Origin of the sequence: Vibrio agarivorans (assembly GCF_030409635.1) — a bacterium.
GTDB lineage: Bacteria > Pseudomonadota > Gammaproteobacteria > Enterobacterales > Vibrionaceae > Vibrio > Vibrio agarivorans.
On sequence record NZ_JAUFQF010000004.1, the window covers coordinates 1,767,048 to 1,780,550 of the forward strand.

A 13,503-nucleotide genomic window follows, 5' to 3' on the forward strand; every position below is an offset into this window, starting at 1 on the left:
TTACAAAAAGGAGCAGTTGCTCCTTTTTTTGTGCCTATTGATAGGTTCGGTTTATACTCGAAGAGATTGATAGTGATGGAGTGATGATTTTGAAGCGATTTTTGTCGATTGGTTTGGTGATGTTCGCGTTAGCTGGAACGGCAGTCGTCGCTGGCTTTGAAATGATTTTTTCTGCTCCAGAAAAGCCGCAGTTGGTGGTATTCGATAAAACCGTAGAGCCCGCTCCTGATATTCAATGCTATAACAACCATGCCCCAGAGGTTTTGGACAACGATGGGCAAATTGATGTCTTAGTGTGGAACATCTATAAACAAAACCGCCATAACTGGAAGGTGACACTAGATCGCTTAAGCCGAGATAGTCACCTTGTGTTGCTACAAGAGGCAAGTTTAACCAAAGAACTACAAGGTTGGATTGGTCAAGGGCATTGGAATGGCAATGCTGTGGACGCCTTTAAGGCGTTTGATGTTTCTGCGGGGGTGTTGAATGTCGCTAAAGAGCTACCTGCAAAGGCGTGTGCGTATATCGAGCTTGAACCATGGTTAAGGCTACCTAAATCGGCACTTTATGCTGAGTATACGCTCTCCAATGGAGAGCGTTTGGCCGTGGTCAATATCCACTCTGTGAACTTCACCTACGGCACTCAAGAGTATCATCGTCAGCTGTCTAGGTTGGTGGCACAACTGCAAAAGCATCAAGGGCCGATTATTGCCGCTGGCGACTTTAATAGTTGGAGTGCCGATCGCGTCGAAGTGATGCAACAAGCACTGAACAAAGTCGGCTTGAAGCCAGCTTTGTTTGAGCCAGATTATCGTAAACAGTTCGTCAATGGCTTACCCCTCGATCATATTTATTATCGAGGTTTAACCCTAAAAACAGCAAAGGCGCCCAAAACGGACGCCTCTGACCATAACCCTCTCATCGCGCAATTTCAGCTTTAACCGGCAATGATAATAAACAGCGCCCAGATAGTATAAAAGGCAACCCACGGGAGCGTGGCGATCACCAATGCTGGGCCACGTTCTAGTTGTGTCCAAGTGCCAAGCGCTGCAAAGCCTAATACGATGTACCATGGCATCAGCAGTGGGAACGAGCTGGCAAATTGTGACCAACTGTGGTCGAGTGGCAGCTTAATCAGGCCGTTCAGGCTATTTAGGTCTGCGGCATAAATCATCACGTCGCCGTGCTTGAGTAACACACTCACATAGCTAGCTAAGTCGCCAATGACCGCAGGGAAGATCATCACTGATGCTGCGGCAAACCACTTCCAGAAACCCAACTGAAGCTGGTTATTCTTGGTGGCCAAGTTAAACCAGAATGCCAGCATAATGATGGTTAGTGTACGCCCGGCAATATCGCTAATGATCTCACTGGCCATTAATGTGTTCGCATCGAGTTGCGCGAGTTGTTCTGGTGTCGCGTTTGACAATTGCGCAATAAGTACTTGTTGCATGGTGTCAAAGTCAGCCAGGTCAAAATACGCGCCCCAGAACAGGAACGGGCTTAGAACCAATAGGATATAAGGTTGCCAGCCCCAAGCACTGCGTTGATACAGAGCTAAGAAGGCGGCAGAAGGTGCTCGAAAGATATCGACCACCATGGTTAGTGGATTACTTGAACCAGTCATTACACGCTTACCTTAGTGACATCAACATACAGTTTTAGGCGCTGGCCTGGCTGAAGGTATTTTTGGTTATGCAGTTCGTTCCATTTCACCACGTCACGACTTTTCACCTTAAACTTATCAGCAATTCCGCTAATGGTGTCACCTGAGCGTACGTTGTAGATGACAGTACGGATAATCGAACCCTCTTTACCATCTTTCCACACTACAAGGCTTTGACCTACGCGCAGGGTGTCATTTGGCGCCATGCCATTCCACTGTGCGAGTGAGCGGTAAGAGACATTGTGTGATTTAGCGATAGTCCAGAGGCTTTCGCCACTTTGCACTTGGTGATTAAGCTTGTATTGGCCGCGTGATTGCGCCTGAGTGCTCTTGAGGCGGTTACTAGCGGTTAATGCGTAAGCCTTATCATCTTTAACCGAGTTAGGCACCATCAGGTGTTGGCCAACTCGAATATTGTCATTACTCAACCCATTCGCTGTGCGAATCACTTGACTAGTGGTGTTGTGACGCTGTGCAATCACACTTAAGCTGTCTCCCGATTTGACTTGGTAGCGGACTAAGCGAACCCCTTTGCCACGGTTGTCAGCGACATTCTTATTGAACTGTTCAACCGAGGCTGTCGGTAGCAAAAGTTGGTGATGTGTTTCTGGTGCTGTTGACCACTGGTTATACGCCGGGTTAAGGCTCTGCAGCTCTTTGACGGTAATGCCGGCGTATTCCGCAGCGACAGCAAGATCAAGCTGCTCTTGTGGGTCGACCTGTGTAACGACTTTCTTATTCGGGATAGACGGGATCTCAATACCGTATTTTTCTTGATTAGCAATGATGTCAGCAAGTGCGAGTAGCTTTGGTACGTAGCCGCTGGTCTCTTTAGGCAGGTTTAAAGAGAAGAAGTCGGTTGGCTTGCCTGCATTACGATTTTGACGTATGGCACTGTTTACACGGCCACCACCACTGTTATAGGCAGCAATGGCATGTGACCAATCGCCATCAAAGCGTTGGCTTTGCTGAGTCAGATAATCAAGAGCGGCATCGGTTGATGCAGAAACGTCACGACGACCGTCATACCAGAAGTTTTGCTCTAGACCCATCGCTTCGCCTGTTGCAGGCACAAATTGCCAAAGACCTGCGGCACGACCATGAGAGTAGGCAAAGGCATCAAATGAGCTCTCTACGATAGGAAGAAGCGCTAACTCCATAGGCAGGCCACGCTCTTCAATTTTCTCTACAATGAGGTACATAAATGGCTGCGCACGCTGAGAAACCGTGCGTAGGTGGCTCGGGTGCTTTAGATACCATGTGCGGTAGTAATCCACCGTTTTGTGCTCAGGTATCGGCATTTCCAGTTGCATCGCAATGCGTTGCCAAACGTCTTCTTGAGATTGAGGCGTGATAACTGGCAGCTCTTCAACCGTTTCAGGTTCGCTGATGGTCTCTTTTACAGGCTGTTGCGCAGTGGATGGTTCCACTTGGCTCACTTCGCCTTTTGATGTTTCTTTAGGTTGTGAGTCAGAGTCGGCGTTGGGAGCGATCTGACAACCTACTAAGATCGTTCCTAACAAACCACATACGATAATGCGCATAAATACAGCCTTTTTAATATTCGGCTGCTGATAATACTTTCGTCAATATCCACTAGGCAAGGGTAGGATTGTCAAAATTCGTTTTTCCACTCACGTAATGCGGTAAAAATGGCGAGTGGATCGCTTGCAACAGTGCGGTTTGTCACGGATTTCATCACACCGGTCTCTTCAAGTCGCAAAAAAGGGTTAATGCGCTTTTCTTGCTCAATAGTCGTTGGCAGCGTTGGTTGCGCCATACCGCGTAAACGAATTACTTCATCACGATAGTCAAGAAGGTGTGGGTTTTCTGGTTCAACCGCTAAAGCAAAAGCGATATTACTGAGTGTGTACTCATGAGCGCAGTAGACCTCAGTCTCAATCGGCAGCTTAGCGATTTTATCGAGAGAGCGCCACATCTGCTCCATAGTACCTTCAAATACGCGCCCACAACCCGCAGAAAAGAGGACATCACCACAAAATAGTTTACCATCCCCGACAAAACCAATATGACCGGCGGTATGACCTTCAAGATCGAGGACTAAAAAGCGTTCACCAAACAGCTCAAACTGGTCGCCACCTTGCAGTGTTTGTGTCACGGTAGGAATAGGTTCATTCAACGGGCCAAACACATCAACATGTGGGAACTGACGCACCAGTTCCGCAACACCACCAATGTGATCATTGTGGTGATGAGTAATTAAAATGACTTCTAATTCAAGATTATGTTGCGTTAAGTAGTCGATCACAGGTTGAGCATCACCGGGGTCAACCACGGCACATCCTTGTTGGCTATTTTGAATTAGCCAGATGTAATTATCGTTAAATGCAGGTATGCTTTTGACATGTAACATAGTTGAATCTCTAGATGATGTAGGTTACGAATGAAGCCAGCTCGTAGTAAAAAGGAACTTAATAAACCCACCACATGGAGTGAACTACAAAATGGTCACTGGGTGAGTGAGTCAATTCAACTTCGCTTAGATGAATGGTGCCCAAAATTGTTTGGTTATCATTTGCTTAAACTTGGTGGCTTAAGCAGTGAGCTTGCCAGTTGTTTTTGTAATATTCAACATCAAGTTAATCTTGATCGCGATAATCCGATTGCGAGCGTCATTGCTGACTCTTACGAGTTGCCTTTTGTCGAAAAAAGCTTCGATGCGGTGATTTTAGCTCATCAATTAGACTTTTGTGATGACCCACATCGATTGCTGCGAGAAATCGACCGCGTGATGATTGATGATGGTTACTTGATCCTTACGGGGTTTAACCCTTTAAGCCTCACGGGGATATCGAGCCTATTGCCTTGGCGCAAACATAACCTACCTTGGAGTGGACGTATGTTTACGCCATCACGTATCAAAGACTGGTTAGGGGTGCTGAATTACGAGGTGATTGAGTGCGATAGCTATGCTGTGTTTCCTTATCAGTACAATCGCACCTTTTGGACTTGGCTTGAAAATAGCCTTGGTCAATGGTGTCGCCCGATGGGCAGTTTATACTTTATCGTGGCCCGAAAGCGTACCTGTCCGCTCAAACCGATAAAGCCTCATTGGCAGCTAAAACGTCGCTTATCGCCTTTGGTCAATTACTCAAAAGTGGGTATACGAGTCAACACCAGACCACAATTGTAAGTAACTTTGAGTTGCATCACTATTGTGGTGAAAATTCTAATGGCAATACATCAATGACGTGTTACTTTACTGGATCTTTTTTGCGGTACGTGTGCGTGTGCATAACATGATGCTAACAAGGGTTGAGTTGGTAAACTGAGTAAGTCTTTTTGTTAAATCCCTTTCGTATTTCTTTCATCCTAATAGCGTGCTTGTTGGCATTTTCGAGCCAAGCGAGAGAGTTTCCTGATGCCCGTGAACCCAGAGTGACCATTGAGGTCTGGTCTTCGTTTCATGGCGATTTGTTACAAACTGCTGCTCAGCATTTTGAGCAGGAGACTGGACATAAACTCGCTATTCGTCAGTTCAGCTCAACGTTTGATATCCGTTCAGAGCTGCTGATTGCCAAGATGTTTGGCACCTATGTGCCCGATATGGTTTGGGTGCCTTCCGACTTTCTCGGCCTGCATGAATACATAGGACTAGCTGCATTACCTGTTGAATGGGTAGACAAATCGAGTTTTGAGCCAAAAAGCTTAGAGTCCCTGATGATTGATGAGCAAGTTTATGGTCTACCTTTGTCTTTAGGTAATCACTTGATGCTCTATTACGACAAGCGCAGAGTGAGTGAACCACTGTTAACGTGGGAGCAACTTATCTCGCTTGAGCAAGCGCTCGATCAAGAATCCCCAAACGCCGTTGTAGCAATGGGCGTGGAAGATGCCTATTTCTTCAGCTCGTTTTTCTCACTTTTTTACGACTCCTCACCTATGGTCAGTTTTGAGTTTAACCAAGATGCGACTGCACAAACGATCCATTTTGTGCAGTCACTATTGCAAAGTGGTGTACTTGCTGACAACTGTGCTCATCAGTGTGGGCGCGATAGGTTGGTGAGTGGTGAGGTGGACTACCTCATTGACGGTGATTGGGCATTGAGTCTTTTCCCAGCAGAATACATTGAGCAACACCTTGCCATTGCGCCACTTTTGCCCACTTGGCAGGGCAAAGCAATGCAATCTTTTTCTGGGGGGAAGGTGGTAGCATTGACTGAAATGGCAATGGCAGACCAAGACAAAAAAGCGGCATTACAGCGTTTTATTGAGTTGATGCAGCAACCAGCATTTTTGAGTCGACTGCAGCAAGAGACATATCATGTGTCGGCAAACTCAAGCTTCAATCAGAACCATTTAAACCGTACCGAACTCGAACACGCACTCTATCAACAATATTTATCAGCTCAGCCGATGCCGGTTGACCCTCGCCTCAGTATTGCATGGGAGTCGCTTGCTCGAACTCTACAGCGCATCAATGAAGGAATGCCCGTTGATGAGGCGGCGACGTTCTTTGAAACCTTTTTCGTTAAGTATCAACAGAGATTGTAATGAAGCGACGTTTTCCAACCATTAGTATTAAGCTCGCGTTGTATATCGTCGTCGCTTGTTGCGCATTGTTGCCAATGCTCTATGTGAGTCATTACTTCACGAATAACCAAATTTCTTTCCTGCATGATCAAAAAGAGCGTCAGCTGAACAACACCGAAACCGCGGTGATAACGACAATTCGCAGTGATGTAACACGTTTGCTCGACACCATCGCACTCTATTCATCAGATCGCTTTGTTATTCAGGCTGCGAACAACATTATGTTCTCAGCGCCGATGGAGCGAAAAATTCACGATTTCGTCGATCTCACGGATATTGATGCAGCGGTGTATTTTATAGATCGTGATTGGGACATTGCTTATGAGGCTGGCGGTAATCTATATCAGTTTGAAAACAGCACATTGATTTCCGTTCTTAAAACAATGCAGCCAACCCTCTCTAAGGGTCTAGGGTTAACAGTGACTTATAATGAGGCACAGTTGGTCAAAACAGGGGCGGGCGCTGGTGTGGCAATTATTGCTCCACTGTTGCCATTTACGTTAGAGGAAGTCAGCCTATATGAGCCACAAGGCTATATTGTTGTACTACTAGATTATAGTAGCATTAGTGCCCGCGTCGCCCCGCTATTGCTCGAAGGAGAGTCAATCGTTTTTCATCAGCAATTGGAAAATGTTGGGCTAGACATTCAGCATGGGTTCTCTCGAACGCTGAGTGTTAGTCATCGGTTACTTGAACAGCCTTTTGAGGTTCAAGTGGATTATTACCTTTCAAACAGTGCACGAACCGCTCAATTAAATGAGTACCAATACCAGATGCGCAGGGTGATTGGCGTTGTCCTACTAGTGACCTTGCTGGTGGTATGGGCGGTCAACCGTCTCTTTAATCTGCAATTTTCTCGTATTAGCCAAGTTGTGATGGCTCTGTCCCGTGATGAAGTCATCGGCGTAGCGAGGCCATTCAAGTTTGTGTTTACCGAACTGCGGGATATCGACCGACTTATCAAGGCACAGCGCCAACGTATCGGCATGCAAGTCGCTGAGTTAGAGGCTTCAAACGTTAAACTTGAAGATGCGAATATCACTATCGCGGAAAAAAACCGTCAGCTAGAGAGCTTCAATGCCCGCCTTGAGGAGCAAGTGGCTGATAAGACTCAAGTGTTGCAGAAAACACTCTCTCGGGTAGAAAAACACCGCAAGTTGCTCGATAGCATCCTCTCTCATATTAGTCGCTTTTCCCATGTTGGTTATCGAGGTTTACCCGGCTTAGTCGAGCAACAGCTTAAATCTCTGTTTGGGTTTGAGCGAGTGACATTTACTTATCAGCCTCATGAACGTAGCCATGTTGAACTGCTCTCTTCAGTAGATAAGGTGCAGGGGTATTTATCTTACTATCCATTGATTTTATCGGATGAAGAACAGCTTCTAATGGATATTTACTGCCAGCAGCTAGCCTCTTGGGTAGAGTTAGAGCGTATTACCCGTTGTGATGGCTTAACCAATAGCTTTAATCGTCTTGCCTTTGATGATGACTTTGCTTATCTAAAGCAGCAGTTTGAGAAAGGTAAAGAGCAACAACTTGGTCTGATAGTGGTGGATATTAATGGCTTAAAGCCAATCAATGATCAGTATGGCCATGAATTAGGTGACAAGCTGATTATCAAGTGTAGTGAACTACTTCATATTAGCTCTGCAAAACTTATGTCCAATATTTATCGAGTCGGTGGTGACGAGTTTGTTCTGCTGCTGCCTGGTATCACTTATTCCGAACTCGCGGCTCTTGAAGCAGATATGTCGACCAGACAAGAAAATACAGTGATCTTCGATGTGCAGGGGCAAGCCCATGCGGTCAGTCTGTCAATCGGTACCGTGCACAGTTGTGATACTGACTTAGATGACATGTTTCAAGTGGCGGATGACAATATGTATCGCAGCAAGCATCGTCACTATTACCAGAGTGAACGTGATAACCCAAGTGGGCGTGAGCATCAAAGATAACGTAACGATTAAAGAAAACAGGCCTCGATAGGGCCTGTTATGGTTAAAAAGCTCGGTTACAGTTAAGAAGCTTGGTAGCCCTCATCAACCTCGGTTGGGTTTTCTGCAGCAGTTCGTGCCAGTTCGTCACACATTTCGTTTTCGCGATGCCCAGCATGGCCTTTCACCCAACGCCAATCGACTTGGTGACGCTGAGTTTCAGTATCAAGCGCTTTCCATAGGTCGGCATTTTTTACTGGTTTCTTATCCGCCGTTTTCCAATCGCGTTTTTTCCAGTTGTGAATCCATTGGGTAATACCTTGGCGGACATATTGACTGTCTGTGGTTAATATAACTTGGCACGGCTGCTTGAGGGTTTGCAGCGCCACAACCGCAGCAAGCATCTCCATGCGATTGTTCGTGGTGAGGGTATATCCCTTAGCGAGAGTCTTCTCAGTTTGCTTATAGCGTAGGACAATGCCATAGCCCCCTGGACCTGGGTTGCCAAGGCAAGATCCATCAGTGAAAATTTCCACGAGTTTTGTCATGATTTGATACTATAGTTTCAGCGTTGATTAAAAGAGACTGGTGCAGACTCATCTAAGTATATAGTCTGACACAATATTTGATATGAATACTAGCGACAATTCTACGACACACAGAATCGTGGTTCTCGATACAGAAACCACAGGTATGAACCGCGAAGGCGGCCCACACTATGAAGGACATCGCATCATCGAAATTGGTGCGGTAGAGATCATTAACCGAAAGCTGACTGGCCGTCACTACCATGTCTACATTAAGCCAGACCGTGAAATTCAACCCGATGCAATCGAGGTTCACGGCATCACGGACGAGTTTTTGCGTGATAAGCCGCAATATAATGAGATTCACCAAGAGTTTGTTGATTTCATTCGTGGTGCAGAGCTGATTGCCCATAACGCGCCCTTCGATGTGGGCTTTATGGACCATGAGTTTGCAAAGCTCGACCCATCGAACGCGACTACGGCTGACTTATGTAAAGTGACCGATACGCTGGCAATGGCTAAGAAAATGGCCAACATGCCAGCGAGGAAGAACCTAGACTCTCTCGCTAAACACTACACGATTGATACCTCTGCGCGTGTTCTTCACGGGGCATTGCTCGATGCTGAGATCCTCGCGGATGTTTATCTGGCGATGACTGGTGGGCAAACCGCACTGCAGTTTAATGCCAACAATGATAATGGCGAGCAAGGAGGCGAAGAGATTCGCCGTCTAGTTGGTCGAAAACCGCTAAAGGTTTTGCATGCTTCTGCCGATGAGTTAGAAGCGCACCAATCTCGATTGGATATCGTTGAAAAAGGTGGTGCTTGTCTTTGGCGTCAGTAGGAGAGTTCATGAAAACGGCGGTGATAGCTCTATTTTTAGTTCTGTTTAGTAGTATAAGCTTTGCCTCTCAAGAGAGCGCAATGTCACTACTCGACAACCGTTTTCGTGTTGATCCTTCTATCGAGCAGATCACGTTTGTAATTTACCGCGCAGAGCGCTCTCAACCGGTTGTGTTGGTGAGGCCTGACGGTAAAAAATACTATGCATGGAAAAATGAAGACAATGTTCGTTGGTATCAAGAGTCAGCGATGGACATTGTGTCGATTGACAACCCAATGCCCGGCCCATGGCAAGCGGTGGGTAAAGTCACACCAAAGAACAAGATTCTGCTGATTTCCCATCTAGAGCTGAGAGCGGATACACTGCCCTCCCGTCTTTATCAAGGGGAAGAGATTAAGTTCACGGCAGAATTAACCTCAGATGGTGATCCTCTGGTGTTACGAGATTTTCTCGACAGGGTGAACTTGCGAGTCACCTTCACTAAGTACGTCGAGAATGAGTCTGAATTGCTCGCACAAGCAAAACCCGTTCCAGAAGTTGTCGGTGAGTTTGCTGATGATGGCCAGGGTTTAGATGAAGTGGCTGGCGATGGGCGGTTTACCGTTGCCCTACCTATCACACCAGTGCCGGGTAAGTACCGCGTGCGTATTACCTCAGGAAACGGTGTCTTTTTGCGTGCGATTGAGCAAGAGGTGTTGGTGTATCCAACCCCTGTGAGTGTCACACTTGAGCAATCCAGAGAGCCAGGGAAAAGTCATCAGGTGCGGGTATCTGGTGAGTCCGGCATGATTGAGCCCGGCTCGCTGGCTGCTAAAGTGGATCACGTAAACCCTAGCAAAGAAGTCAACCATGTTGAGTTAGTCGCAAAACCAGATGAGACTGAGCTCAACTTGGCAATTCCTTATCAAGGAGCGCTGGGTAATTACACTTGGGACACCACGGTGTTTGCGACCGACTTGGCCAGTAAGCGTTCTTTGCAGTTTCGTTTCGCCAACCGCAGTTATTCTGTCGCGGAAGAAATTGATCTTGAGGAAACTCGTCGTTTACAAGAGCTAGAGCGACAAGAACAACTTAAACGCCAGCAAGAGCAACACCTTATGGCACACCGAGCCGAGGTGCGTAAGCGTGCAGTGATATGGGTGATTGTGGGGAACATTGCGGTTATTGTTATTGGGTTACTGACGTGGTTCTTATTACGCAGACGCAAAGCGAAAAAAGCAGAGTTACCTGAAATGCAATTAGACCTGCCGAAATAGACTTGAATGTGAAGAATAATAGAAGCCCAGCAACGTAAACTTGCTGGGCTTTTTACTTGGGGGGTTACTTAAAGATCCAGTACCAAATTAGCACAGGGCACTATGCGACCTCTACCAGTTTAGCTGGGCTTTTTTTGGCGGCGAGGTAGTCAGGTTCAAAATCATCGACGTTAATGGTTTCAAGTCGACGAGCTTCGGCTTTACGTAATAAATCTGCTTCCTCAGAGGTTAAAATCCCTTCAGCAAGACCAAGTTCTGCAACCGTATCAAGCTGAGTAAAGGGACGACGCTCTTTGCGCGCTTTACACACTTTGTCGAAAAGAGGCTCTACTTGTAATATCAGACTTAGTGTGTCGTTGATACGGCCGGCTGGGTTATTGCGTGTTGGCTCTAGGTATTGGAAGCGCCCGATACGATCTCTCGATTCATTCGGTGTTTGCATCAACTGCGCGACTTTGTGATCAAGCTTATCGCTTGGTAAGCGACGAACACGCCCGAATGGCAGCAGCAATACACGCAGCGCTCGACCAGTAACTCGATTAGGGAAGTTTGCCAAGAACTCATCAATTGCGACTTCGGCTTGATACAAGCTGTCTTGTAAACCCCATTCCAGTAGTGGTAAGTCTTCTGTTTTACGTCCTTCTTGATCGAAGCGTTTTAATGTCGCAGAGCTTAGGTAGAGTTGGCTTAGAATATCACCAAGCCGCGCTGATAAGCGCTCTTTGCGTTTCAGAGAGCCGCCGAGTACCGCCATTGAAATATCAGAGAGTAACGCAAGGTTGGCGCTGTAGCGATTGAGTTTTTGATAGTAGCGCTTAGTACTGTCATTGATTGGGCTAGCACTACCATAACCATCGGTCAGGCCGAGCCACAGGCTGCGAACAAGGTTACTCATGGTAAATCCAACGTGACCCATTAGCGCATGGTCAAATTGGTCAAGAGCATTGTTGTGCTGTGAATGGGCCGCTTCCATTTCACTTAATACATATGGGTGGCAACGAATCGCGCCTTGGCCATAGATGATCATTGAGCGAGTTAAGATATTCGCGCCCTCGACCGTTATGGCAATTGGTGCTCCTTGATAGCCACGCGCAAGGAAGTTTGCAGGCCCCATACAGATACCTTTACCTCCAACAATATCCATCGCGTCAATCACACTTTGTTGACCTCGGTGAGTACAGTGGTATTTGACAATGGCAGAAATAACCGACGGTTTCTGGCCTAGATCGATACCTGCAACGGTAAGGTTACTCGCCGCGTCCATCACATAGGCGTTACCCGCGATACGTGACAGTGGCGCTTCGATACCTTCCATATGACCGATTGGTTGTTTGAACTGTCGACGAATGCGCGCATAAGCGCCAGTGGCCATTGCTGCGGTTTTTAGTGCTCCGGTGCTGTTGGATGGCAGTGTAATGCCGCGTCCTACAGAGAGACACTCCACCAGCATACGCCAACCTTGTCCTGCCATTTTAGGGCCACCGATGATGTAATCCATTGGTACGAAAAGGTCGTTGGCACGGGTAGGGCCATTTTGGAAGGGGACATTCAGTGGGAAGTGGCGGTTACCTATCTCAACTCCTTTAAGGTGAGTCGGAATTAGCGCACAAGTGATGCCAAGATCTTCAGTGTCACCCAATAATCCTTCAGGATCGCGCAGCTTAAAGGCGAGACCAAGCACAGTGGCAACAGGCGCTAGAGTGATATATCGCTTATTCCAAGTTAGGCGCATACCCAAAACTTCTTTCCCTTCCCATTGGCCTTTGCACACAATGCCAAAATCAGGGATGGCACCCGCATCAGAACCTGCCTCTGGGCTAGTTAGAGCGAAACAAGGGATCTCTTTACCTTCAGCTAATCGTGGTAGGTAGTGGTCTTGTTGTTCTTTTGTGCCGTAGTGCTGCAGTAACTCACCAGGGCCGAGAGAGTTTGGTACGCCAACAGTAGATGAAAGCACAGCAGACACGCCGCTGAGTTTTTGCAGTACTAAAGATTGGGCGTACGCTGAAAATTCTAAGCCACCGTATTTTTTCTTGATGATCATGGCAAAGAACTTATTGTCCTTTAAGTATTGCCATACATGAGGAGGTAAATCCGCCAGCTCATGAGTCACCTCAAAATCATTCACCATTGCACACACTTCATTGACAGGACCATCAAGAAAGGCTTGCTCTTCAGCGGTCAATTGCGGAGCAGAAATACTGTGTAGGTCATCCCACTTCGGTTTGCCTTTGAATAGTTCGGCCTCCCACCAGACCGTGCCTGCGGCGAGTGCCTCTTTTTCTGTTTGAGACATCGCTGGCAGAACCTTGCGAAAAACCGACAGTGCTTTACGAGAAAATAGTGAGTAGCGAATGCTGGGTACTGTCAGTACTGCTGCAATAGCCGCAAATACAATCCAAGTGATACTACCGGTTGAACCAAAAAGTGTGGTGACAAGCATTGCAGCTGCGGTTGTTATGAGTCCTGTCATCAAAGAGAGTCTTTGATAGAGGGCGTAACTGACCGCAAAGAGGATGACGAGTGTAGAGAGCAAGAGTTCCATAATGTTTCCTTACAGAGGCACATGTTGGTTTATACGTATTATTTTAATTACTGGTCTAACCAGTAATGGTAATTATAGTTAAACATTTTGTTAACATCTTGCTCAAGTCAGAATTGAATAAAAAGTGATCTAAATCGAGCCTTTACTCCAAATAGTAAAATTAGGCTGGCGTATTTT

General features: G+C 46.7%; 11 protein-coding genes. 6 read left to right on the forward strand and 5 right to left on the reverse strand.

The window, feature by feature from the left end; all coding sequences use genetic code 11:
* The first annotated feature begins 83 nt into the window (after positions 1 to 83).
* Positions 84 to 941, forward strand: a complete 858-nt coding sequence (locus tag QWZ05_RS16605; protein WP_290299534.1) for an endonuclease/exonuclease/phosphatase family protein — start codon at positions 84 to 86, stop codon at positions 939 to 941.
* Here the strand turns inward: QWZ05_RS16605 and QWZ05_RS16610 are convergent.
* From QWZ05_RS16610 to gloB, 3 genes are all read right to left on the reverse strand, one after another.
* Positions 938 to 1,627, reverse strand: a complete 690-nt coding sequence (locus QWZ05_RS16610) for a YIP1 family protein (protein WP_290299536.1) — start codon at positions 1,625 to 1,627, stop codon at positions 938 to 940. The genes QWZ05_RS16605 and QWZ05_RS16610 overlap by 4 nt on opposite strands.
* Positions 1,627 to 3,210 (reverse strand): lytic transglycosylase, encoded by a 1,584-nt coding sequence (locus tag QWZ05_RS16615; protein WP_290299539.1) that lies wholly within the window; start codon positions 3,208 to 3,210, stop codon positions 1,627 to 1,629. Before QWZ05_RS16615 ends, QWZ05_RS16610 begins: the two co-directional genes overlap by 1 nt.
* Positions 3,211 to 3,281: 71 nt before the next feature.
* Positions 3,282 to 4,040 carry a hydroxyacylglutathione hydrolase gene (gene gloB / locus QWZ05_RS16620; protein ID WP_290299540.1) on the reverse strand — a complete coding sequence of 253 codons (759 nt, stop codon included), beginning with the start codon at positions 4,038 to 4,040 and terminating at the stop codon, positions 3,282 to 3,284.
* Between the two features lie 30 nt (positions 4,041 to 4,070).
* On the opposite strand from gloB, the gene QWZ05_RS16625 reads away from it, so the two are divergent.
* The 3 genes from QWZ05_RS16625 to QWZ05_RS16635 all read left to right on the forward strand — a co-directional run bounded on the left by QWZ05_RS16625 (position 4,071) and on the right by QWZ05_RS16635 (position 8,175).
* On the forward strand, positions 4,071 to 4,820 hold the full coding sequence (locus tag QWZ05_RS16625; RefSeq protein WP_264878148.1) for a class I SAM-dependent methyltransferase: 750 nt from the start codon (positions 4,071 to 4,073) through the stop codon (positions 4,818 to 4,820).
* A gap of 194 nt (positions 4,821 to 5,014) precedes the next feature.
* Complete coding sequence (locus QWZ05_RS16630; RefSeq protein ID WP_264878149.1) at positions 5,015 to 6,181, forward strand: sugar ABC transporter substrate-binding protein; 1,167 nt, start codon at positions 5,015 to 5,017, stop codon at positions 6,179 to 6,181.
* Positions 6,181 to 8,175 (forward strand): sensor domain-containing diguanylate cyclase, encoded by a 1,995-nt coding sequence (locus QWZ05_RS16635; protein WP_290299544.1) that lies wholly within the window; start codon positions 6,181 to 6,183, stop codon positions 8,173 to 8,175. The genes QWZ05_RS16630 and QWZ05_RS16635 overlap by 1 nt, the downstream gene beginning before the upstream one ends.
* Before the next feature lie 62 nt (positions 8,176 to 8,237).
* Here the strand turns inward: QWZ05_RS16635 and rnhA are convergent, their stop codons facing one another.
* Positions 8,238 to 8,702, reverse strand: coding sequence for a ribonuclease HI (rnhA, locus tag QWZ05_RS16640; protein ID WP_264878151.1), 465 nt, complete (start codon positions 8,700 to 8,702; stop codon positions 8,238 to 8,240).
* Between the two features lie 82 nt (positions 8,703 to 8,784).
* On the opposite strand from rnhA, the gene dnaQ reads away from it, so the two are divergent.
* Both dnaQ and QWZ05_RS16650 read left to right on the forward strand, forming a co-directional pair.
* Positions 8,785 to 9,525 (forward strand): DNA polymerase III subunit epsilon, encoded by a 741-nt coding sequence (gene dnaQ / locus QWZ05_RS16645; protein WP_264878152.1) that lies wholly within the window; start codon positions 8,785 to 8,787, stop codon positions 9,523 to 9,525.
* A gap of 8 nt (positions 9,526 to 9,533) precedes the next feature.
* Positions 9,534 to 10,781 (forward strand): TIGR03503 family protein, encoded by a 1,248-nt coding sequence (locus tag QWZ05_RS16650; RefSeq protein ID WP_264878153.1) that lies wholly within the window; start codon positions 9,534 to 9,536, stop codon positions 10,779 to 10,781.
* A 100-nt stretch (positions 10,782 to 10,881) separates the two neighbouring features.
* On the opposite strand, the gene fadE is transcribed toward QWZ05_RS16650, so the two are convergent.
* Positions 10,882 to 13,326 (reverse strand): acyl-CoA dehydrogenase FadE, encoded by a 2,445-nt coding sequence (fadE, locus tag QWZ05_RS16655; RefSeq protein WP_264878154.1) that lies wholly within the window; start codon positions 13,324 to 13,326, stop codon positions 10,882 to 10,884.
* Positions 13,327 to 13,503 lie beyond the last annotated feature (177 nt).